At 69.8% G+C, this 22,781-nt stretch carries 19 protein-coding genes; 9 read left to right on the forward strand and 10 right to left on the reverse strand.

Annotated elements, in window-relative coordinates:
• Positions 1–151 precede the first annotated feature (151 nt).
• Together P8A18_RS10515 and P8A18_RS10520 are read left to right on the forward strand one after the other, a co-directional pair.
• Positions 152–1,081 (forward strand): sugar phosphate isomerase/epimerase family protein, encoded by a 930-nt coding sequence (locus P8A18_RS10515; protein WP_306053642.1) that lies wholly within the window; start codon positions 152–154, stop codon positions 1,079–1,081.
• Positions 1,082–1,476: 395 nt separating this feature from the next.
• A complete protein-coding gene (locus tag P8A18_RS10520; protein ID WP_018552763.1) occupies positions 1,477–1,674 on the forward strand; it encodes a helix-turn-helix transcriptional regulator in 198 nt (65 codons plus the stop codon).
• 127 nt (positions 1,675–1,801) lie between these two features.
• Here the strand turns inward: P8A18_RS10520 and P8A18_RS10525 are convergent, their stop codons facing one another.
• Positions 1,802–4,048, reverse strand: a complete 2,247-nt coding sequence (locus tag P8A18_RS10525) for an MMPL family transporter (protein WP_306053644.1) — start codon at positions 4,046–4,048, stop codon at positions 1,802–1,804.
• A gap of 184 nt (positions 4,049–4,232) precedes the next feature.
• Between P8A18_RS10525 and P8A18_RS10530 the strand changes: the two genes are divergently transcribed.
• The 3 genes from P8A18_RS10530 (at position 4,233) to P8A18_RS10540 (ending at position 7,882) form a co-directional block, all read left to right on the forward strand.
• On the forward strand, positions 4,233–4,967 hold the full coding sequence (locus P8A18_RS10530; protein WP_306053645.1) for a TetR/AcrR family transcriptional regulator: 735 nt from the start codon (positions 4,233–4,235) through the stop codon (positions 4,965–4,967).
• Positions 4,968–5,099: 132 nt separating this feature from the next.
• Positions 5,100–5,408 (forward strand): heavy-metal-associated domain-containing protein, encoded by a 309-nt coding sequence (locus P8A18_RS10535; protein ID WP_018552760.1) that lies wholly within the window; start codon positions 5,100–5,102, stop codon positions 5,406–5,408.
• Between the two features lie 107 nt (positions 5,409–5,515).
• Complete coding sequence (locus P8A18_RS10540; RefSeq protein ID WP_306053646.1) at positions 5,516–7,882, forward strand: heavy metal translocating P-type ATPase; 2,367 nt, start codon at positions 5,516–5,518, stop codon at positions 7,880–7,882.
• Positions 7,883–8,431: 549 nt separating this feature from the next.
• Here the strand turns inward: P8A18_RS10540 and P8A18_RS10545 are convergent.
• The 4 genes from P8A18_RS10545 to P8A18_RS10560 form a co-directional block, all read right to left on the reverse strand.
• Positions 8,432–9,730: a citrate synthase gene (locus tag P8A18_RS10545; RefSeq protein ID WP_306053648.1), complete on the reverse strand. Its 1,299-nt coding sequence runs from the start codon at positions 9,728–9,730 to the stop codon at positions 8,432–8,434.
• Between the two features lie 133 nt (positions 9,731–9,863).
• Positions 9,864–12,179 carry an SF1B family DNA helicase RecD2 gene (recD2, locus tag P8A18_RS10550; RefSeq protein WP_306053649.1) on the reverse strand — a complete coding sequence of 772 codons (2,316 nt, stop codon included), beginning with the start codon at positions 12,177–12,179 and terminating at the stop codon, positions 9,864–9,866.
• A gap of 86 nt (positions 12,180–12,265) precedes the next feature.
• Positions 12,266–12,664 (reverse strand): VOC family protein, encoded by a 399-nt coding sequence (locus P8A18_RS10555; RefSeq protein ID WP_306053650.1) that lies wholly within the window; start codon positions 12,662–12,664, stop codon positions 12,266–12,268.
• Positions 12,665–12,763: 99 nt separating this feature from the next.
• Positions 12,764–13,606 carry an endonuclease/exonuclease/phosphatase family protein gene (locus P8A18_RS10560; protein WP_306053651.1) on the reverse strand — a complete coding sequence of 281 codons (843 nt, stop codon included), beginning with the start codon at positions 13,604–13,606 and terminating at the stop codon, positions 12,764–12,766.
• Between the two features lie 550 nt (positions 13,607–14,156).
• Between P8A18_RS10560 and P8A18_RS10565 the strand changes: the two genes are divergently transcribed.
• The gene (locus P8A18_RS10565) at positions 14,157–15,212 is read left to right on the forward strand and encodes a Stk1 family PASTA domain-containing Ser/Thr kinase (RefSeq protein WP_306053653.1); all 1,056 of its coding nucleotides are present in this window, start codon (positions 14,157–14,159) and stop codon (positions 15,210–15,212) included.
• Positions 15,213–15,448: 236 nt separating this feature from the next.
• Entirely contained in the window at positions 15,449–16,624 is a 1,176-nt protein-coding gene (locus P8A18_RS10575; protein WP_306053654.1) for a UDP-N-acetylglucosamine--N-acetylmuramyl-(pentapeptide) pyrophosphoryl-undecaprenol N-acetylglucosamine transferase, read from the forward strand.
• 16 nt (positions 16,625–16,640) lie between these two features.
• Here the strand turns inward: P8A18_RS10575 and P8A18_RS10580 are convergent, their stop codons facing one another.
• Genes P8A18_RS10580 through rfbB form a run of 4 tightly spaced genes read right to left on the reverse strand, consistent with a single transcriptional unit; the run spans position 16,641 to position 20,224 of the window.
• On the reverse strand, positions 16,641–17,069 hold the full coding sequence (locus P8A18_RS10580; protein ID WP_306053655.1) for an arsenate reductase/protein-tyrosine-phosphatase family protein: 429 nt from the start codon (positions 17,067–17,069) through the stop codon (positions 16,641–16,643).
• Positions 17,066–18,205: a DegT/DnrJ/EryC1/StrS family aminotransferase gene (locus P8A18_RS10585; RefSeq protein WP_306053656.1), complete on the reverse strand. Its 1,140-nt coding sequence runs from the start codon at positions 18,203–18,205 to the stop codon at positions 17,066–17,068. Before P8A18_RS10585 ends, P8A18_RS10580 begins: the two co-directional genes overlap by 4 nt.
• Complete coding sequence (locus P8A18_RS10590; protein ID WP_306053657.1) at positions 18,202–19,206, reverse strand: ATP-grasp domain-containing protein; 1,005 nt, start codon at positions 19,204–19,206, stop codon at positions 18,202–18,204. Before P8A18_RS10590 ends, P8A18_RS10585 begins: the two co-directional genes overlap by 4 nt.
• On the reverse strand, positions 19,196–20,224 hold the full coding sequence (rfbB, locus tag P8A18_RS10595) for a dTDP-glucose 4,6-dehydratase (protein WP_306053659.1): 1,029 nt from the start codon (positions 20,222–20,224) through the stop codon (positions 19,196–19,198). The genes P8A18_RS10590 and rfbB overlap by 11 nt, the downstream gene beginning before the upstream one ends.
• A gap of 217 nt (positions 20,225–20,441) precedes the next feature.
• Between rfbB and P8A18_RS10600 the strand changes: the two genes are divergently transcribed.
• Both P8A18_RS10600 and P8A18_RS10605 read left to right on the forward strand, forming a co-directional pair.
• Positions 20,442–21,740: a helix-turn-helix domain-containing protein gene (locus tag P8A18_RS10600; protein WP_306053660.1), complete on the forward strand. Its 1,299-nt coding sequence runs from the start codon at positions 20,442–20,444 to the stop codon at positions 21,738–21,740.
• Between the two features lie 86 nt (positions 21,741–21,826).
• Positions 21,827–22,381 (forward strand): hypothetical protein, encoded by a 555-nt coding sequence (locus P8A18_RS10605; RefSeq protein WP_306053661.1) that lies wholly within the window; start codon positions 21,827–21,829, stop codon positions 22,379–22,381.
• 53 nt (positions 22,382–22,434) lie between these two features.
• Here P8A18_RS10605 and P8A18_RS10610 read toward each other — a convergent pair whose 3' ends face one another.
• A complete protein-coding gene (locus tag P8A18_RS10610; protein WP_306053663.1) occupies positions 22,435–22,767 on the reverse strand; it encodes a hypothetical protein in 333 nt (110 codons plus the stop codon).
• Positions 22,768–22,781: the final 14 nt, after the last annotated feature.

The raw sequence follows: 22,781 nt of genomic DNA on the forward strand, positions 1-22,781 counted from the left end.
GGCTGGGCGCCCTTCGGGCTACCGGTGGGGCGGCTGCCGCAACGGCGGCCGGTACCCGGTTCTAACCCTTCCCCCGATCACTGTCAATCATTTGTACGGACATACGGACGTATCCTTGACATGTGCGCCCCCGCGTGGTGAGGGTGGGCCCATGGCCTCCTCCTCCGCTTCCGCCCCGGCCGGTATCCGCATCGGCTCAGCGCCCGACTCCTGGGGAGTGTGGTTCCCCGACGATCCGCGCCAAGTGCCCTGGCGGCGCTTCCTCGACGAGGTCTCCACCGCGGGCTACGAGTGGATCGAGCTGGGCCCCTATGGCTACCTCCCGACCGATCCGGCCCGCCTCGCGGACGAGACCCGCAGCCGCGGGCTCTCCGTCTCGGCGGGCACCGTTTTCACCGGATTGCACCATGGCCCGGAGGTCTGGGACCGGACCTGGGCGCATGTCGCCGACATCGCGGCACTCACCCGGGCGATGGGCGCCGCCCATCTCGTGGTCATCCCGTCGTTCTGGCGCGACGACCGGACGGGCGAGGTGCTGGAGGACCGCGCGCTCACCGCCGGGCAGTGGCGCCATCTCACCTCCCAGACCGAGCGGCTGGGGCGCGAGGTCCTGGACCGTTACGGGCTGCGCATCGTCGTCCATCCCCATGCCGACACCCATATCGACACCGAGGAGAACGTCAGCCGCTTCCTCGACGCCACCGACCCGGACCTCGTCTCGCTCTGTCTCGACACGGGCCACTACGCGTACTGCGGCGGCGACAGCGTCGAGCTGATCGAGACCTACGGCGAGCGGATCGGCTACCTCCACCTCAAGCAGGTCGACCCGGAGATCCTGGCCGATGTGGTGGCGAACGAGGTGCCGTTCGGGCCGGCCGTGGCGCGCGGCGTCATGTGCGAACCGCCGGGCGGGGTCCCGGCCCTGGAACCGGTCCTCGCCGCCGCCCGCCGGCTGGACGTCGACCTGTTCGCGATCGTCGAGCAGGACATGTACCCGTGCCCGCCCGACCGCCCCTTCCCCATCGCCCGCCGCACCCGGGAATTCCTCCGCTCCTGCGGCACCCCGCGCCGGGCTCCCTGACACGCCGGACGGACCCGGGCAGTGACGTCGGGCCGGTACTTGCTGTCGCCCTCGGTGAGACCGGGCCCCCGGGCCCGCCCCGTTGGCCGCCACCCACCCCGCAGGCCGGCCGGTGCTGGTCCGTCCAACCGGCGCCACCCACCCGGTGGGCCGAGCCGGCCGCCACCCACCCCGTGGCACAAAAGCCGCCCGCCGCCCCGCCGACGGCTCGCCGAGATCACCCCCTCGTCACGCATATCTCCGTTCTGCGGGTCTTCCGTCACAGCCGCTCGACAGGCCCCGCCCCCTCCCGCCTCCCGTCGTTCACCCCACACAGGCTGAGCGATCGTCAGTGACCGCGGCGCAGTTCCCCCGACGGCCCCCAGGCCGCCGCCGCGGTGCAGAGAGGTGGCACCATGACGGACAGAGGGCTCTGGTCCTACAAGGACATCGCCGCGCACATCCGGGTTCAGCCGGACACGGTCCGCTCCTATCGCAAGCACGGCCTCCTGCCGGCGCCGGATCACGTGGAGAACGGGAAGCCCTACTGGTACGCGGACACGGTCCGCGCCTGGGTCGCCGCCCGCCCCGGCAACCGGGGCCGCCGCGGCTGACGGGGCCGACCGGGGGCCGTACGCCGTCCGCCGTCCGGCCCCCGCCCGACCGGCCACCCGCTCGTCCGGCCCCCGCCTGCCCCGCACCCCACGTCCCGGAACGCGCCCGTCCCGCGCCCCGCCCCTTCTACGCCCCGCTGGATATCCGCTCCGGCTCGGCGGACGGCTCCGGCACGGCCCCGACCCCGACCCCGGCCCCGGCCCCGGCCTCCGGTCGCACCGATTCCCCCTCGCTCAGCCCGAACCGCTGGTGGAACCGGCGCAGCGGCGCCGGGGCCCACCAGGTCGCGCGGCCCATCAGCTTCATCACCGTCGGGACCAGGAGGCTGCGGACCACCATCGCGTCCATCAGCACGGCGAGCGCGATGCCGAGCCCCAGCATCTTGGTGTTGGTGACCCGTGAGGTGCCGATGGCGACCATCACGACCGCCAGGATCACTGCCGCCGCGGTGATCAGTCCGCCGGTGTGCCGCAGCCCGTAACCGACCGCGTGCTCGTGGTCCCCGGTGCGGTCGTACTCCTCCTTGATCCGGGAGAGCAGGAACACCCCGTAGTCCATGGAGAGACCGAAGGCGACACAGAACATGAGCACCGGCAGTGTCGTCTCTATGTCCCCCGTGCTGGTGAAGGAGAGCAGCCCGGACAGGTGCCCGTCCTGGAAGACCCAGACCACCGCCCCGAACATCGCGGTGAGGCTCAGGGCGTTGAGCACGACGGCCTGGACGGGGATCAGCACGCTTCCGGTCAGCAGGAACACCAGCAGCAGCGTCACCACGGCGATGATGCCCACCGCCCACGGCAGGCGGTCGCCGATGGCGGCCTTGGAGTCGACCAGTACCGCCGCGGTCCCCGTCACGGTGGTGTCGAAGGGGGCGGGCTCCGCCCGCAGGTCCTTCACCAGCCGCTGCGTCTCCTGCCCGACCGGCTCGCCCTTCCCCAGCACGCTGAAGTAGGCCGCCTTCCCTTCCGTGACCGGGCCGTCGACCCGCAGGACCCCCGGGAGCGCGGCGATCCGGCTCCGGTAGTCGGCGTACTGGGCGGGTGTCGCCCCGCCCTCCGCGAAGATGTCGAGGCCGCCACCCGGGCTGCCGGGGAAGCCGTCCCGCAGATGCTGCTGCACCACGTGCGACTCGGAGGACGCGGGCAGCTGCCGGTCGTCCGCCGTACCGAACTCGACGCCCAGGAAGGGCAGCCCCAGCAGGACGAGTCCGACGCTCGTGACGATGGCGAAGACGGGCGCCCGGCGCATCACCAGCGCCGTGAACCTGCCCCAGCCCGCACCGGCCGCCGCATCGGGCGACTTCGCGCGCCCCCGCCTCAGCAGCTTCCTGAGGTCGAGGGAGTTGACCCGGTGGCCGAGCAGCATCAGCGCGGCCGGCAGGAGGATCAACGCGGCCGCGGCGGCCAGCAGCACCACGGCGATTCCGGCGTACGCGAAGGAACGCAGGAAGTACTGCGGGAAGACCAGCATCGCGGCCAGCGAGACCGCGACGGTCAGCGCCGAGAACAGCACGGTCCGCCCGGCGGTGCGCAGCGTCGTACCCACCGCTGTCCGGGTCGGGGCCCCGGTCGCCAGCTCCTCGCGGAACCGGCGCACGATGAACAACGCGTAGTCGACGGCGAGTCCGAGGCCGAGTGCGGTGGTGAGGTTCTGGGCGAAGACGGAGACATCGGTGAGCTCGGTGATGCCGCGCAGCACGGCGTTGGTCCCCAGGATGGCGACGATGCCGACGCCCAGGGGCAGCAGGGCCGCGATCGCGCTGCCGAAGACCATCACGAGCAGGACCAGCGTCACCGGCAGGGCGATCATCTCCGCCCTCAGCAGGTCCTCCTCGATGAGTGTCTGCATCTCGTGCTGCACGGCGACCGGGCCACCGATCGAGACGCGCACCGGCCCGTGTGTCCCCCGGTAGGCCGGGGCCATCCGGTCCAGCACTTCCCCCGTCGCCTTGTCGTCGCCCTCGATCCGGGCCGCGATCAGCGCTTCCTTGCCGTCCTCGGCGCGCAGCGCGGGCGCCTTGTCCTGCCAGTAGGAGCGCACCCCCACGACATCCGCCTCACCGGAGAGCCGCTCGGCCAGGCGTGCGGCCTCCGCGGCCACGGCGGGGTCGTCGACGGAGGCGCTGCCACTGTCGATCAGCAGCAGGAGATTCGGCTGGGAGGCGGGGAACTCGCGCTCCAGCGCATTGGTCGCGTAGGTCGACTCGGCGTCCGGGGCCTGCCAGCCGCCGCTGCCCATCCGGTCGGCGACCCCGCTGCCCGCGAAGACCGCGAGCGCCGTGATCACCAGAGCCGCCAGCAGCGTGAGCCGGGGGCGCGCGGTGACGAAGCGCGTCCAGCCCCCCAATCGCTGCGGGCCGTTGACTTCAGACATGGTGCGATGTCCCCTTTTTCCCCGGATCCGGGTGCGCCGGGCGGCAGCACGAAGCAGCCGCGCAGGGCAGCATGGATCAGTCGTTGCCACATACACTGGCAAACACGAGTCCCCGCTCGCGTTTCATAAGAATGCGAGCGATCACTCGTGTTTGTCAACTGCTCGCGAAAGCTGGGGATTCACCGTGTCGCAGGCCAGAGCGGAGAGCACCGGGGACACCGGGGCCGCGGAAGCCGCCACCAAGAAGCCGGGGACGGCAGCCGGCCCCGCCCGGCCGCGCCGGCGGCAGGCCCGGGGCGAGGCCCGCATCGCGCAGCTGCTCAAGGCCGCCGCCGACGTCTTCTGCACGACGGGCTACACCGCCGCGAGCACCAACGCCATCGCCCGCGAGGCCGGGGTCTCGCCCGGCACGCTCTACCAGTTCTTCCCGAACAAGGAGGCCATCGCGGTCGAGCTGGGCGACCGGCTCCTGACCCGCTGGCAGGAGACCTACGGGGCCGCCCTCCAGGCTGTCCGGCGGGATCAGCCGCTGGACCGGGTCCTCGACGCCACCCTCGACCCGCTGATCGAGTTCAACTGCGCCAACCCGGCGTTCACGGTGCTGATGCACGGCTCCGAGATCCCCGGAATGCCCGCGAAGGATCATGACGCGGTGCACGTCACGATGCTCGCCCGGGTCGAGACGATCATCGCCGGATACCTGCCGGACGCGCCGCCCGCCGACGTCACCCGCGTCGCCACGATGATCTTCAACCTCGTCAAGGCCGGACTCGACGTAATCATGGCGTACGAGGGGGACGAGCGGGAGGCGTACATCCGGGAGCTGAAGACGATCCTGTACCGGTACCTGGAACCGATGGTCCGCGACGGCGCGCACGCACGGCCCGACCCGGCGGACGCTCCGCCGAACGGTGGATAACGGCCCAGGACCGGCGGACAGCGGCCGGGCGACGACTCGCGTCATACCCCCTAGGGGTATAAAGTGAAGAGTGTGGCGGCGCCTCCGTGTGCGCCCGCCCACCCCTGTGTGCCCGTCGAAGAGGAGAATGTGATGACCGCCGAGACCCAGCTCCCCCAGGCGACCGGCTCCTGCTGCTCGCCCAGCGGTTCCTGCCACGACAGCGCGGGTACGGACGCCGCCCCGGCCGGCGTGACCACCACCTACCAGGTGACCGGCATGACCTGCGGACACTGCGAGGGCGCGGTCTCCGAGGAGATCTCCGCCATCGAGGGTGTCACCTCGGTGAAGGCCGTGGCGTCCACCGGCCAGGTGACGGTGGTCTCCGGCGCCGCCCTGGACGACGAGGCCGTACGCGCCGCCGTCGACGAGGCGGGTTACGAACTCGCCGGGCGCGCCTGACCGCCTCGGGAACCATCCCTTCCCCGCACCACCCCGTTCCGCCGGGCCGGACCGACCAGCAGACACTGGTGGGGGTACGGCCCGGTCGGCGTTCCAGGAGTTCGGACATGCACAGCGCAACAGAGGCCGGGACCGCGGCGGCGGCGAGTTCGGAAGCCGAGTTCGTGATCGGCGGCATGACCTGCGCCTCCTGCGCGGCCCGCGTCGAGAAGAAGCTCAACCGGATGGACGGCGTCACCGCCACCGTCAACTACGCCACCGAGAAGGCCCGCGTCAGCTACCCGGCCACCGACGTCTCCGTACAGGACCTCATCGCCACGGTCGAGAAGACCGGCTACACCGCGAAGCCGGTGCCCCGGCCCGCCCCGAAGGCCGCCGCGCAGACCGCCCCGCAGACCGCCGGAGCGACCGACGCGCTCTCCGAGGCCGCCCGCGCCGAGCCGCACACGACAGAACCGGAAGCGGAACCGGAGGGGCCGCTGCGGCCCGAGACCGAGGCCGCGCCCGAGCTGGTCCGCCTCCGGCAGCGGCTCATCGTCTCCGCCGTGCTCGCCGTCCCCGTCGTCGCCCTCGCGATGATCCCGGCGCTCCACTTCGACAACTGGCAGTGGCTCTCGCTCACCCTCGCCGCTCCCGTCGTCGTCTGGGGCGGACTGCCCTTCCACCGGGCCGCCTGGACCAACCTGCGCCACGGCGCGGCCACCATGGACACCCTCGTCTCCGTCGGGACCCTGGCCGCCTTCGGCTGGTCCCTGTGGGCGCTGTTCCTCGGTGACGCCGGGATGCCCGGCATGCGGCACGGCTTCGATCTCACGGTCTCCCGCGCCGACGCCTCGGACACCATCTACCTGGAGGTCGCGGCGGGCGTCATCACCTTCATCCTGCTGGGCCGCTATCTGGAAGCGAAGTCCAAGCGGAGGGCAGGTTCGGCGCTGCGCGCCCTGATGCATCTGGGCGCCAAGGACGTGGCCGTCCTGCGGGGCGGCGCCGAGGTCCGCGTCCCCGTGGGCCGGCTCGTCGTGGGCGACCGCTTCGTCGTCCGGCCGGGCGAGAAGATCGCGACCGACGGGACGGTGGTGGAGGGTGCGTCGGCGGTGGACGCGTCCATGCTCACCGGCGAGTCCGTCCCGGTGGACGTGGGCGCGGGCGACCAGGTCACCGGCGCCACCGTGAACGCCTCCGGCCGGCTCGTCGTGGAGGCCACCCGGGTCGGCTCCGACACACAGCTCGCCCGGATGGCGAAGCTGGTCGAGGACGCGCAGAACGGCAAGGCCGAGGTGCAGCGCCTGGCCGACCGGATCTCCGCGGTGTTCGTCCCCGTGGTCCTGCTCATCGCCCTCGGCACGCTGATCGTCTGGCTGCTCACCACGGACGACGTCACGGCCGCGTTCACGGCGGCGGTCGCGGTCCTGATCATCGCCTGCCCCTGCGCCCTGGGCCTCGCGACACCCACCGCCCTCATGGTCGGCACCGGACGCGGCGCCCAGCTCGGCATCCTCATCAAGGGCCCCGAAGTCCTGGAATCAACCCGCCGCGTCGACACCATCGTCCTCGACAAGACCGGCACCGTCACCACCGGCCGCATGACCCTCCAGACCATCCACACCACCCCCACCACCACCGAAACCGACGTCCTCCGCCTCGCCGGAGCACTCGAACACGCCTCCGAACACCCCATCGCCCAAGCCATCGCCACCGGCGCCACCGACCGCACCGGAGCCGCCCTCCCCACCCCCGAGGACTTCACCAACATCCCCGGACTCGGCGTCCAGGGCACCGTCGACGGCCACGCCGTCCTCGTCGGGCGCCCCCGGCTGCTCACCGACGCCGGAATCGACCTCCCCGGCACGCTGACCGCCGCACTGACCGAGGCCGCCACACAGGGTCGTACGGCCATCGCGGTCGGCTGGGACGGCGAGGCGCGCGGCGTTCTCGAAGTGGCCGACGCGGTCAAGGACTCCAGCGCGGAGGCCATCACCGCGCTCCGGGCACTCGGCCTGACCCCGATCCTGCTGACCGGCGACAACCGGGCGGTGGCCGAATCCGTGGCCCGCGAGGTCGGTATCGAGGAGGTCCGCGCGGAGGTACTTCCGGAGGAAAAGGCGCACGTCATCGAGGGTTTGCAGGCCCAGGGACGGGTAGTCGCCATGGTCGGTGACGGGGTCAACGACGCCGCCGCGCTGGCCACCGCCGACCTCGGCCTGGCCATGGGCACCGGCACGGACGCGGCGATCGAGGCGAGCGACCTGACCCTGGTTCGTGGAGATCTCAAGGTGACCGCAGACGCCATCCGGCTCTCCCGGCGCACCCTCACCACGATCAAGGGCAACCTGTTCTGGGCATTCGGCTACAACGTTGCCGCTCTACCCCTTGCGGCATTTGGCCTGCTCAACCCTATGATTGCTGGAGCGGCGATGGCCTTCTCATCGGTCTTCGTCGTGACGAACAGCCTGCGCCTGCGGTCCTTCACGTAATATCCACAATGAGATTCAGATCACATCGGTTTCAGGGTAACCATTCGATGGGTTCGCGAGTCTTAGAGTGCGATGCCAAGGATGTCTTGGGGGACGTCCGGCGGAGCGTCTTGGGGGATGCTCCGGGCAAGCGTGGGCCGGGGCACGTACACCGGGGAGCTTTGAGCGGCCCTCCCGTCGGTACGTACCCCGGCAGACCACAGGAGCAGGTGGAAGAAGAGCAGGACAAGCAGTACCGAGGAACAACCCAGGAGCTTCGGCTCCCACAGAACGCCCGGCCGGATCCCGTGGGGGGAATCCGCTCCGGGATATGGGAAGCGCCTCGCTGTCGGCCCGTGGGGGGATCGATGGCGGGGCGCTTCTCGCTTTCACGGGAGCGCTCCCGTAGGCGGCGGGCGGGCCCCCGACAAACCCACATCGGCGTCGCACCCCCGAAAAACGCGCATCGCCCCGGACTCCGCGCTCGCTCGGGGCGAGGGCGCGGCAGTCAGGGGCGAAGGAATCCGGCGTCAGTCAGGGCCGGGGTGAAGCGAAGAGCCGGTCAGGCGGTCAGCGGCCCTCGACCGGGACGAAGTCGCGCAGGACCTCACCGGTGTAGATCTGGCGCGGGCGGCCGATGCGGGAACCCGGCTCCTTGATCATCTCGTGCCACTGGGCGATCCAGCCCGGGAGACGGCCGAGTGCGAAGAGCACGGTGAACATCTCGGTCGGGAAGCCCATGGCGCGGTAGATCAGGCCCGTGTAGAAGTCCACGTTCGGGTAGAGGTTGCGCGAGACGAAGTACTCGTCGGAGAGCGCGTGCTCCTCCAGCTTGAGCGCGATGTCGAGCAGCTCGTCGGACTTGCCGAGCGCGGACAGCACGTCGTGGGCGGCGGCCTTGATGATCTTGGCGCGCGGGTCGAAGGACTTGTACACCCGGTGGCCGAAGCCCATCAGGCGGACGCCGTCCTCCTTGTTCTTCACCTTGCGGATGAAGGAGTCGACGTCGCCGCCGTTGGCCTGGATGCCTTCCAGCATCTCCAGCACGGACTGGTTGGCGCCGCCGTGCAGGGGGCCCCACAGCGCCGAGATGCCGGCGGAGATCGAGGCGAACATGTTCGCCTGCGAGGAGCCGACCAGACGCACGGTGGAGGTCGAGCAGTTCTGCTCGTGGTCCGCGTGCAGGATGAGCAGCTTGTCGAGCGCCGAGACGACGACCGGGTCCAGCTCGTACTCCTGGGCGGGGACCGAGAAGGTCATCCGCAGGAAGTTCTCGACGTAGCCGAGGTCGTTGCGCGGGTAGACGAACGGGTGACCGATCGACTTCTTGTACGCGTACGCGGCGATGGTCGGGAGCTTGGCGAGCAGCCGGATCGTCGAGAGGTGGCGCTGCTCCTCGTCGAACGGGTTGTGGCTGTCCTGGTAGAACGTGGACAGCGCGCTGACGACCGAGGACAGCATGGCCATCGGGTGCGCGTCACGCGGGAAGCCGTCGAAGAACCGCTTGACGTCCTCGTGCAGCAGGGTGTGCTGGGTGATCTCGTTCTTGAAGGCCGACAGCTCGTCGACCTTGGGAAGATCACCGTTGATGAGCGTGTACGCGACCTCCAGGAACGTCGAGCGCTCGGCGAGCTGCTCGATGGGGTAGCCGCGGTACCGCAGGATGCCCTGCTCGCCGTCGAGGTAGGTGACGGCCGATTTATAGGCAGCGGTGTTGCCGTATCCGCTGTCCAGCGTCACCAGGCCGGTGTTCGCCCGGAGCTTCCCGATGTCGAAGCCCTTGTCGCCGACGGTGCTGTCGATCACCGGGTAGGTGTACTCGCCATCGCCGTACCGCAGTACCACAGCGTTGTTGGTGTGCTCGCTCACGTCATCCCTCACCGACGTAGTGCCTCTTCTTCGAGGTTCCCTGACTGTCTCCACCCTCCCCCATTTGGCTCAGGAGAGTGCACTCGGGGTCGTCCATTGGACCTACTCGCGGCACTGAGTGCCGCGAACTTATTCATCCTGCCCCCTTGACTGCGGTTCCGGAAGACCCCCGTGATGTTTCCCACCGATTTGATCGATCATTTTTTTCCGAGGATCCTCCTTCGGGGCCTCCACCCAGCCGGTAATCCAGCGCCGTACACCGTCTGCCTGCGGAAACCGTGCGGACCGCCTGGCCGATCGCCTGCCGGGAGCCGACCAGCACGACGAGCTTCTTGGCCCGGGTCACCGCGGTGTACAGCAGGTTCCGCTGGAGCATCATCCAGGCGCTCTTCGTCACCGGGATGACCACGGCGGGGTACTCGCTGCCCTGGGAACGGTGGATCGTCATGGCGTACGCGTGGGCCAGCTCATCCAGCTCGTCGAAGTCGTAACCGATCTCCTCGTCCTCGTCGGTGAGGACCGTCAGCCGCTGTTCGTCCAGGTCAAGGGCGGTGACGACGCCGACCGTGCCGTTGAAGACGCCGTTCTCCCCCTTGTCGTAGTTGTTGCGGATCTGGGTGACCTTGTCGCCGACGCGGAACACCCGGCCGCCGAACCGCTTCTCGGGCACCCCGGGCCTCCCCGGGGTGATCGCCTGCTGGAGCAGCCCGTTGAGATGGCCCGCCCCGGCCGGGCCCCGGTGCATCGGGGCGAGGACCTGTACGTCCCGGCGCGGGTTCAGCCCGAACTTGGCCGGAATACGACGGGCCGCGACGTCCACCGCGAGCACCCCGGCGTCCTCCGTCTCGTCCTCGACGAAGAGGAAGAAATCGCTGAGCCCCTGAGTGAGCGGCGGTACGCCGGAGTTGATCCGGTGCGCGTTGGTGACGACACCCGACTGCTGGGCCTGGCGGAAAATGGTGGTCAGCCGGACCGCGGGGACCGGTCCGCCGTCCGCGAGCAGGTCCCGCAGCACCTCCCCCGCCCCCACCGACGGCAACTGGTCCACGTCGCCGACGAGCAGCAGGTGGGCACCCGGTGCCACCGCCTTGACGAGCTTGTTGGCGAGGAGCAGATCGAGCATCGACGCCTCGTCCACGACGACCAGGTCGGCGTCCAGCGGACGGTCCCGGTCGTACGCCGCGTCACCGCCGGGCTTCAGCTCAAGCAGCCGGTGCACGGTGGACGCCTCGGCCCCGGTCAGCTCCGAGAGCCGCTTCGCCGCCCGCCCGGTCGGCGCGGCCAGCACCACTTTCGCCTTCTTCGCGCGGGCCAGCTCCACGATGGACCGGACCGTGAACGACTTGCCGCAGCCCGGCCCGCCCGTCAGGACGGCGACCTTCCGGGTCAGCGCGAGCCGTACGGCAGCCTCCTGCTCGGGCGCCAGCTTGGCTCCGGTCCGCCCCGCGAGCCACTTCAGGGCCTTGTCCCAGTCCACGTCCGCGAAGGCCGGCATCCGCTCGTCGGGCGTCCGCAGCAGCCGCCGCACCTGGGCGGCGAGCGCGATCTCGGCCCGGTGGAAGGGCACCAGATAGACGGCCGTCACCGGCTCCCCGCCCTCGGGCGACGGCACCTTCTCCCGTACGACGCCCTCCGGTTCCCCGGCCAGCTCGGCCAGGCAGTCGATGACGAGCCCGGTGTCCACCTGGAGGAGCTTCACCGCGTCCGCGATCAGCCGCTCCTCGGGCAGGAAGCAATGCCCCTGGTCGGTGGACTGCGACAGCGCGTACTGGAGCCCGGCCTTGACCCGCTCCGGGCTGTCGTGCGGGATGCCGACCGCCTGGGCGATCTTGTCGGCGGTGAGGAAGCCGATGCCCCAGACGTCGGCGGCCAGCCGGTAGGGCTGGTTCTTCACGACGGAGATCGAGGCATCCTCGTACTTCTTGTAGATACGGACGGCGATGGACGTCGAGACGCCGACGCCCTGGAGGAAGACCATGACCTCCTTGATCGCCTTCTGCTCCTCCCAGGCGGCGGCGATCATCTTCGTCCGCTTCGGCCCGAGCCCGGGGACCTCCACGAGCCGCTTCGGCTCCCGCTCGATGATGTCGAGGGTGTCGACACCGAAGTGGGTGGTGATCCGGTCGGCCATGACCGGGCCGATGCCCTTGATCAGCCCGGAGCCGAGATAGCGGCGGATGCCCTGGATGGTGGCGGGGAGGATCGTCGTGTAGTTCTCCACGGTGAACTGCTTGCCGTACTGCGAGTGGGAGCCCCAGCGCCCCTCCATCCGCAGCGACTCCCCCGGCTGCGCCCCGAGCAACGACCCCACCACGGTGAGCAGATCCCCGGCCCCGCGCCCGGTGTCGACGCGGGCGACGGTGTACCCGTTCTCCTCGTTGGCGTACGTGATCCTCTCCAGGACCCCTTCGAGGACGGCCAGGTTGGGTGCGTGTGGCGTGACGGACATGAGTGTGACGGTATCGGGCGGGGGTGACACCGGGCCCGGGTCCCGGGGCGGCAGGACTCTCGCCGGTCCGGCCGTCGCCGGGGCCGTCAGGGTGTCGGCCGGTCACCGCCGCTGGGTGCGTGGCTCAGGTCCACGACGCAGAAGATGTTGTCGTCCGGGTCGGCGAGAACAACGAAGTCGGGATCGGGCGGGTAGTGGTCCCAGTCGACGGTTCGCGCGCCGAGACCGACCAGTCGCCGGACCTCCGCCCGCTGTTCCTCGGCCGTGTCCGTGAAGAGGTCCAGGTGGAGACGGGGGTGCGGCTCCGCCGGCGAAGCGCTGCGCAACAGGCCAAGGGCTCGGCCGGAACCGTCGCGGTAGGTGAGCGTCCGCCACGTATCGGTCTTCCACTCCTCGGCGGGGACCAGGTTCAGGGCGGCGGTCCAGAAAGCCTCCGCGCGGGGAACGTTCGTAACACCGATGACGGGGATTCCTAGTCTCAGCATGAAAGCGAGCCTAAGCCTTGTCCGGTGCCGGTCCTTGGAGTCGTCGCCGGGGCCGGGACTCGTCGTCCGCTCCCCGCAGGCCGCCCGGAGAACACCTCGCTACGCCGGCCTCAGGTCGGCCCGCACCAGATCGTGGTCGGAGTGCGGAGTGAGATGCGCACCGTGGTCGAGCGGGGTGAAGCCGCGCAGAAAGATGTAGTCGAACTTGCGGCGCCAATCGGTGGTCGGCTCGCACGTACGGGCCGCCGAGGGATCGCACCCGGGGTCCGCGTCCGCGGCCAGGCCCCACATCACGGCGAGTTCGGCGGCATCCGGCACGGCGTTGAAGTCGCCGAGAACGATCGTGCGGTCATGCCGGGCGACCGCCTTCGCCAGCACGCCGGTCTGCCCGGCGCGGACCGAGGCCTGACTCCACTGGGCCAGGTGCGTGTTGAAGACCCGGACGGGCGAGCCGTCCACGAGGGTGGTGACGGCCATGTACCCGCGGTCCTCGGAACCGCCGTCGGGGTACTCCACGTTCACGGGGTCGGTCATCGGAGCGGCCGAGAGGATCGCCTGGCCGAAGCCCCCCGGACTCCACGGCAGACCCCCGCAGCGGCTCCAACTCCGCAGCACGGAGCCGTACTCGACGTGGTAGACCAGCCCGTACAGGTGCCGGAGATGATCCCGGATCCTCTCGACATCACCCACGCACGCTTCTTGCAGGCCGATGACCTGAGGCGCGTACGTGGCGATCTCCGCCGCCCGGCCGATGTTCCGGCCGTTCCCCTTGCAGGGGTTGCAGATGTTCCACGTCATGACGCGGTTCGGCACGACTTCCTGGGGGGCGTCGGCCGGCAGCGGCTTGGCGATGTAGGCGCCGTCCGGCGCACTGGGGCCGGCCAGCAGCACGCAGGCCACGATCAGCGCCCCCACGAGCCACCGCGCGCCGGTTCCGGTCACCTTCGCCTCCTCGGGTCGGAGGAACACGCCCTCATGCGGGACCTCCGCGCATGAGGTTATGTGACTGGTTGTACGCGGCACTTGAGATGCCCTGCGTCCCGTCTCGTGGGGAGGGCGGCACGACATCGGTCAGGGCTTCTCGACCCCCCTGGCCCCGCCCCGGAACGCCGTGCGTTTCCACCGCCCGTAGCGTCACGCCCGGATGATCGTTACTCCAGGCACGGGCGGGCGCCCACGGCGAGGAATCCCACGAATCCACTCACGCCGACCGGCCGGTACGGCACGGTTCGGCCGCAGGATCTCGCCTTCGCCGTGGCACCACTTCACCGGGAGTACGCCGACCGCCCACAGGTGCCAGAGAAACGAAACGTCGATGAACCCGTACAACGTCCCGTCCCCACCCCCGCCTCCGCCCTCGCCTGCGCCTTCGCCTGCGCCTCGGCCTCGGTCTCGGTGGAGGTCCACTCCGGTCGCGCTGGGGCTTCTCCTGCTTGTCGCCCTCACCGGCGCACTCAATCTCTACCTCGGCGTCATTTCGATGATGGCCGCGATGGTGGCGATGTGGACCGTTCCGCCGTGGCGCTGGTTCGCCAAGCTCGGCGCGACGTTCGGCGCCTTCCTGCTGTTCGCCATCGGCGGGGGTGTCGGTGGCCAACTCGACGACGGCAGCGCGGACAAGGCCAACGCGAAGGCTCCCGCGGCGGCTGACGAGCGGCATACACCCGCGTCGTCCGCCACCGCGTCCGCGCCTCCGGTGATCGCCGACTACACCGGCAGGTCACTGGCCGAGGCCGAGAAGGGGACCCGGTCCGTCGGTTTCACCCCCGCCCGTCACGACGCGTCCACGGAGAACCGCGCCATCCAGAACAGCGCGAACTGGAGCGTGTGTTTCCAGGACGCCGACACGGCCAGGATGACGATCGACTTCGCGGCGGCCAAAAGCGGCGAGCCGTGCCCGGAGGAGGACGGGGGCCCGCTTGCGTGGCCGATGATGCCGGACGTCGTCGGCGCCACCTACGCCTCGGCGGTCAAGTCCCTGACGCACGCCGGCATCCCGCTCGGCCGCGTCACGCTGGACGACGTCTACCTCGATGTCGACGCCCCCACCGTCGAGGAAGCGGCGGAGAACGGCAACGAGTGGCATGTCTGCTTCCAGTCGCCGGACGACAAGAGGCAGGTGGACTCCACCACCGAGGTCCGACTCGATCTGGGGCGGTGGACCGACGAGAGCAGCGTGCGGAGTTGTCCCGAGTCCAAGGACACCACCTACGAGGACCCGGCCAACGCTCCCGGCAGCCAAGACGACGGGGACGAGGTCGGAAGCGGAAGCGCCTCGGGTGGGGACGGGCATTCATCCGGCGCCGCCCGGTCCGAAAGCTCCGGGGGCGGCGGGAGTCCTCCGGGCGGAAACCCCCCGGGCGACGGCTCCTCCGGCGGGTCGTCCTCCGGCGGCGGTTCCTCGGGCGGAGGCACTTCGGGCGGCAGCGCCGGAACCGTGCACCCCGGGGCGTTCTGCTCTCCCCCCGACACGGGCGTCACCGCCGCCGGCACCCCGATGGTCTGCGGCCCCGCCGCCGACGGGCGCAACCGCTGGCACCACGCCTGACCGCCCCCTCCGGCCGCTACCCGGCCTTGGGCGCGGCCGGCCATCTGCGCTTGCCTTGACGTTGCAGGCGGCCACCCCGTAGTCCCCGTCCGCGACAGCAAGACCCCTCCGGCCCGCCATCACCTTCTCCCCCGCCGGCTGGTCCTCCTTCATCACCGCGGTCAAGGGCTGCACCTCTGCGCCTGATCATCCGGGAGTGGCCGTCGCGGGCGGCGGCGACCGGTAGCGTGCCCCGAATGAACAGTGCTTCCCTCACTCTTCGCGCCTTCCGTCTCATCGTCACGGGCGGAGGCACAGGCGGCCACACATACCCCGCCCTGACCGCGATCCGTACTCTCCAGGAGCGGCTGGCCGGTGAGGGGCGAGGGCTCGACGTGCTGTGGATCGGGACGCCCGGCGGCTTGGAGGCCAGGGTTGCCCCGGCGGAAGGGATCCCCTTCACCACGGTCGCCACCGGCAAGATCCGGCGATCCAGCAATCCGCTGAAGATGCTGAGCCCGGCCAACGCGAAGGACATGGCCCGTGTACCGCTCGGGGTGGCACAGGCCCGGAAGATCATTTCGGATTTCCGGCCGGATGTAGTGCTTGCCACGGGCGGGTACGTGGCGGTTCCCGCCGGTCTGGGGGCCCGCTTGTGCAAGCGTCCCCTGGTGCTCCATGAGCAGACCGTGCGGCTGGGACTGGCGAACCGGAAGCTTGCGGGCTCGGCGGCGAAGATCGCGGTGTCTTCGGAGTCGACCGTTCCGCTGCTGCCGGAATCAGTTCGCGGCGCGGCAGTCGTGACCGGCAACCCGGTGCGGGCAGAGGTCTTGTCGGGGCACCCGGACAAGGCAGTGACGGCCCTGGGTCTGCACGGCTTCGACCGGCGGTTGCCGACCGTGTACGTCACCGGTGGCGCGCAGGGCTCGCAGCAGATCAACGAGGTCGTGGCAGGGGCTCTGCCATGGTTGCTGGAGCGGGCGAACGTGATCCACCAGTGCGGTCCGGCGAACGTGGAGGAGCTGCGGCGCCGTGCCGCGGGCCTCGCGGCCGAGCCGGCGAGCCGCTACCACCTCGCTGGATTCATGGGTCCGGAACTCCCCGACGTGCTGGCTCTCGCCGACGTGGTGGTTTCCCGCAGCGGTGCCGGCACGCTCGCCGAACTCACCGCCTTGGGCAAGCCGGCCGTATTCATTCCGCTCGCGACGTCCGCCGGTAACGAGCAGGCCCACAACGCCCGGCACCTGGCGGAGGCCGGTGCCGCTGTCGCGCTGCTCGGAGAGGTGACGGCGGCGGGCCTCACCGAAGCGGTCGGCCCGCTCCTGACGGACCCCGCCCGTCGCAACGCGATGGCGGACCGGGCTCGGGCACACGGCAGGCCGGACGCGGCATCCAGGCTCGTGGATGTGATTCTGTCCGCCGCGTCCGGCTGATGGCTGATGCGCGGCGTTATAGCCGGCGGCCGAGGTGCAGCGCCGTGCCGGCCTCGATCAGCACGGCGCAGTCGTTGAAGACCGCGTCGTCCTGGCCCATCGGATCGGGAACGTCACGGTCTCCCAGGTAGAGGGCGAGCTTGCGCACGTTGCCCTCGGTGCAGATCACGCGCAGCGTTTGCAGGATGGCGGTGTCCATCGCCAGAACGGTGTCGGCCCAGTCCAGCGCCTCCAGCGTGATCTGCTGGGCACGGTGGGCGCTGAGGTCGTGGCCGAACCGGGCGGCTGCCTTGATCATGGCCGGGTTGGCGGGCTGGTCCTGCCACTTGCCGATCAGTCCGGCTGATCGGACCTGTACGTCCCACCCGCCGCGGCGGGCAAGTGCGGCAGCCGCGAACGGGGAGCGGCAATAGTTCCCCAAGCACACCGTCAGGATGTTCTTCATTGCGCGGCCCTCGCAGTCTCGACGGCCTGGCCGAGGGCGGCCACCACGTGGTTGATGTCATCGTCGGTCAGGTGCTGGTGAAACGGCAGACTGAGGATCTGCCGCCCCGCTTGTTCGGTGACGGGCAGCGCCCGCCGCCATGCCGCGAACGCCGGCTGAAGGTGGTTCGGTGGGTAGTGGACCCCTACGCCGACCCCGTGAGCGCGCATCTCGGTGAACACCTGGTCGCGGCGAGGGACCCGGATCTGGCAAAGGTGCGGTACGGCCGTCTCGAGGCCGACGTCAACCAGAGTCACGCCCCGCAGGTGCCTCAGAAGCTCACGGTAGGTGCGCCACTGGTGCCGTCGGGTGTGCACGGTGTCTTCGAAGTGGTCGAGTTGAGCCAGTCCGATGGCTGCGTTGATGGCCGACAGTTGGTAGCGCAGCCCGAAGGAGTCGACCTGGTAGCAGGTGCGGTTCGCGCGTTCTCTCTGGGACTGGGTGACTCCGAGGAGTCGCAGCCGGCGCATCGTGTCGGCTTCCTTCTGGGTACGTGGGATGACCATGCCGCCCTGGCCACAGGTCAGGTTCTTGATCGGCCCGAACGAGAAGCAGGTGAGTGCGCCTGTCGCGCCCACACGGCGGGCTCCGTTGTAGGACCCGAAGGCGTGCGCCGCGTCCTCGATGACGCTGATGCCACGTTCCTGAAGCTCGCACTGGATGGGGCCGAGGTCTACCGCCCGGCCTCCGAAGAGGACGGGTAGGACTGCGACCGTGTTCGCGTTGACCGCGTCGAGGACCAGTTGGTGGTCGACGCACAGAGTAGAGGGGTTGATCTCGATAAACCGCGGGGTAGCGCCGACAGCCAGGATGGCCTGGACTGTTGCGCAGAACGTCATGGAGGGGACGACCACCTCGTCACCGGCGCCAACCCGGGCGGCAAGCAACGCCGTGTGAAGGGCCGCGGTTCCCGATGTGACTGCTACAGCGTCACTGACCCCAAGGAACTCGGCGATCCTCTGCTCGAACTCCTCCGTAACGGCCGTATGTCCGTACTGGCCGCTCTCCAGGACACGGGTGACTGCCGCCGCTTCCTTGCCGTGAAGGTAAGGGCTTGCGTTGCGCTTCATGTCGGGCCTTGGGGAAGCGGTGGTCACCGGAGTCCTCCCTCCGGATCGGTAAGTGTTGCGGCGTCGCCGACGGCCAGGGTCTCGACGTAATTGGTCAGGTACATTCCCGCCCGGTAGGTGAGCCGGTCGTGGTCGACCGGCTCCCCGAACAAGCCGTGCACCATCTGACCGACGAGGTCGGCGCCAGCAGCCTCGGTCAATGGAAACCCTCCAGCAGCTCTGACGTTCAGTTCGGTGATCGTGACGGTGCCCCGATCGGTAATAAACCCCTGTACGCAGGACAGGCCGGTGGCACGGACGGCGGAGAGCGTCCTCTCGACGAGGGAGCACACCGTGGAGTCGTGGAACGTGGTGGAGACGGCGGAGAGTCCCGCCTTCACCAGGTCCCGGCGCCGCAGGATCACCGATGCCCGCCCGGTGCGGTCCACCAGGCAGTCGGCGGTGAACTCTCGGCCTCGGACCCGCGCCTGCACCAGGGCATCCGGTACAAGTTCACACAGGACGCGTGCCTGCTCTCGCCGCTCGCAGAAGTGAACGCCCTGCGCCCCGTGGCCGCGTCTCGGTTTGACGACCAGCTCCGTACCGTCGGGCACCTGGTCGATCTCGTCGGGACGGTAGGTGCGAGGGGTGTCGATACCGTGTTCGGTGAGCACATCGTGGAATTCGGCCTTGTCGATGCAAGTTCGCACCGAAGCGGCGTCCGGAAGCCATAGGCGCACACCGGACGCCTCCAGGCCGGGCGCCATCGTCACAAGCGGTGGGATGTCGTTCTCGATGCCGGCTACCACCGCATCCACGGCCAGTTCGCGGCAGAGTTCAGCGACGGCCTCGGGGTAGTCGGGCTCATCGGCGCGGGGGATCACCCTGGGCTGGGTGCCGGGCAGAAGGAGCCCCGGCGCGAGGGGGTGCGCGTCGGTCGCGATGACTCGGTGGCCGAGCCGCTGGAGACTGCGTGTCAGGCCGAAGCCAGGGTTGGCGCCGACGCCGGTGACGAGGATACGGCGATTGGTGGGCCGCTCACTGGACATGGGCACGCTCCTGGCCTGTGGCAAGGGTGTGGACGGTGGGCATCGGGGAGTACGGGTTACGCGCGAGCGGGGCCCAGCGGTCCGGGTTGCGCCGGTACCAGTCGACAGTTTCGACGAGCCCCGTGCCAAGGTCGTGAGTGGGCTGGTAGCCCAGCTGGTGAGCGATCTTCGTCCAGTCCATTGCATAGCGCAGGTCGTTGCAACGCCGGTCGGGGATGTGGGTGACCGCATCCCAGTCGGCACCGCAGATCCGGAGGAGTTCGTCGGTGAGGGCACGGCTGGTGAGGTCGGTGCCACCGCCGATGTTGTAGACCTCCCCGGGAACTCCGCCGCGCAGGACGAGTTCGATCGCGGCGCAGTTGTCCTCGACGTGGAGCCAGTTACGTACGTGCTGTCCCCGGTCGTGAAGGGTGACGGGCTGTCCCCGCAGGAGGCGGGTCACAAACAGCGGGATGATCTTCTCGGGGTGCTGGTACGGCCCGTAGTTGTTCGACGAGCGCGTCACGCACACCGGTACGCCGTATGTGCGGTGGTAACTCAGGGCCACCAGGTCACTCGCGGCCTTCGACGCGGCGTACGGAACCGTGGGCCGAAGCGGGTGGTCCTCGGCCGCCGCTCCTTCGAGCAGCGGACCGTAGACCTCGTCCGTGGAAACATGCACGAAGCGCTCGATGCCATGGCGCATGGCGGCGTCGGCGAGTGTCTGGGTTCCGAGCACGTTCGTGGTGAGGAATGTGCCGGCGGTGAAGAACGAACGATCGACGTGGGACTCGGCGGCGAAGTGAACGATGTCGGTGTGGGCCCGTACCAGCTGATCGACGAGATCGGTGTCGGCGACGTTGCCTTGCACGAACGTCAGCTTCGGGTTGAGGAAGGACTCACCAAGGTTCTCGATGTGTCCTGCGTAGGTGAGTGCATCGAGGACGGTCACCTGGGTGACCTCTTCAGCGTTCAGGATGCGCTTGACGAAGTGGGAGCCGATGAATCCGGCTCCGCCGGTGACGAGCACTTTGTCCATGGCGTGCCTCCGGTGGGAGTACGGACAGCGAGAGGGCTGCCCGTGCCGTCCGTCTGTGAGACCCAGCATTCCGGCCGGGACGCTGTTCCGGCGTGGGCCCGGATCGCATCCGCACACGGTGTGCGACGCCTGCACAGCGTGTGCCTCCGCGCGCCCTGTCGCGCGGGTGAAGGACGGCGCTAGGTTCGTTGGTCCCCAACGGCACAGGAGACCCCCAATGACCCAGGTCACCGGGCTGCCCGACTTCGGCGCTCTAATCCGCGGCGCGCGCTGCACCGCCCGGCTCACCCAGACTGAATTAGGTGCGAGGTGCGGCTACTCGGCGTCCGCCATCTCGCGGATCGAGGCCAACAAGCTGCGGCCGGAGCAATCCGCCATGTTACGTATGTGCGAGGTGTTGGCCATTCCACCCGAGCGGATGGGTGGTTCCGCTGTTATGGGTGGGCCGGCGGTCGCTACGGTGACGAACGTGGACCCGGCTGACGAGGAGGATTCGGTGCGTCGCAGGAACCTACTGGCCGGAGCGTTCGCAACCGGCGCGACAGCCATGGTGGGCGCGGGCAGTGCGTCCGCCGCGCCCTCATCCGGGGACCCGGTCTCCGGACTGGAGGACGCCCTCTTTCGCTTGGCCACAGAGGAACCGTTGGAACTGCCACGCCTGACTGCGCGGGTGGCCGCAGCACGCAGGGCCTTCCGCGCCGCCCACTACAACGATCTCGAGCGTGCGCTACCCGGCCTGCTGGCCACCGCCGCCGCAACCCGGGACGCAGCAACGGGCCTGGCGCGGCAGCAAGCCTCCGCAGTCCTGGCCCGGGCCTACGTAGTGACAGCCGAGTTGGCGTCGAAGCAGCACTCCGATGCAGCGTGGGTCGCCGCTGACCGGGCACTCTCGGCAGCTCGGGACAGTGGTTTTCCGGTACCCGTCGGAGAAGCCTCCCGAGTGCTGGCGATCACGATGCGACGCTCCGGTCGCTGGTCGTCCGCCGTTGGCCTGCTGGCCCGCGAGGCGGCGGCACTCGATGCCGTCGAGTATCGCCCCGCAGCCGTACGGACCACGCTGCTGCTCACTGCGGCGTACTCCGCAGCGACGGGTGGCGACCGCTCAACGGCTCTTTCCCTGCTCGACGAGGCTGAGGAAGGTGTTGAGCGGCTCCCCGACGTCGCGGGGCTGTTCACCGTCGAAGCCACCCGTGCCCAGGTCGACGTTTACCGCATCGGTGCTCTGAACGCTCTGGGCACGCCCGACGAGGGGGTGAAGGTCACGGCCGGCCTGAACGTCGACCACATGCCAACGCCGGAACGCAGGGCTCGTGCATGGACCGATATCGCTCGTATGAACCACGCGCTCGGTTACGGGCCCCAGACCTTCACAGCGCTGCGACGCGTCGAACAGGAGGCGCCCCAAGAGGTACGGCGACCGGCGCTGCGCGGGCTCACCCTGGATCTTCTGTACGGTCCGAGCCGGGTAGAAGGGCTACGAGAATTCGCGGTCCGTACCGGTGCGGTGGCCGCGTGAGCCTCCCCCTCCCCCGGAGTCCCGCCGTCCGCAGGTGCGGTCCCTGTACGGTGAGCGTCCTCACAGGCTGTTGAAAGGTTTCGAAGATGCACAGGTCCCGCGCCCTGACCGTCCCGCTCATAGCCCTGGCCGCCGCCGCGCTGGCCCTCACCGGGTGTTCGTCGGACAGCGATGACTCCAAGAAGGACGCGTCCGACTCCTCGGCGAGCGCGCCCGCCGACGCGGGGAAGGACGACAAGGCGAAGGACGACGAGGGCTCGGAGCCGGCGGGGGACGGGAAGGGGTCCGCGCAGCTCAGCTACAAGGGTGGGGCGAGCGGCGAGGTCTCCATCAAGAGCGTCGGGTGCGCCGTGATGAACGGGAAGCTCGCCGCCATCACCGCGCCGGACAGCGCGGACAGCTCCACCCCCGCGAAACCCTCGTTCACCGCCGTCGTGACCGACGACAAGGCGATGACCACGCTCACCACGAACGACGGCACGAGCTACCTCCACACCTCCGCACCCGGGATCACCGGCAGCAAGAGCGGCGGCACCTGGGTCATCACCGTGGCCGGGCTGGAACTCGGACCGACCGACCCGACCGGTGACTCGATCACCGTCGACGGCACCATCACCTGCGGGAGCGTCGCCGGGATGTAGGGCCTCTCGCCCGTCCGGCGCCCCCGGTGCGGGGAGCGCCGGACGGGTGGGCGTCAGCCGTCCGGCGCCCCGTTCGCCGGGGCGAGCGCTTCGAGCCGCGCCCCGCGGCTCTCCGCGACGCGCACGATCTGTCGCAGCGACTCGTTCAGCCTGTCGGCGACGAAGCGGACCTGCGACCCGGTGGACGCGTCGTCCGCCAGCAGATCGGCGGCGTGGCCGAGCAGTTCGTTCGCCATGTCCAGCTGGATGTCCTCCACGTCGTCGGCCATCCGCGAGACGTAGCCGGTGCCGTCCCCGACGACGTAACAGGGCTTCCCGCCCGTCCCCGTCCACGGCAGCAGCCGCATCCCCGACGCGTCGGCGCGGTCGGTCGGTTCGGTGCTCATCCTCATGCCACGGC

The sequence above is a fragment of the Streptomyces sp. Mut1 genome (genome assembly GCF_030719295.1).
In the GTDB taxonomy this organism is placed as follows: domain Bacteria; phylum Actinomycetota; class Actinomycetes; order Streptomycetales; family Streptomycetaceae; genus Streptomyces; species Streptomyces castrisilvae.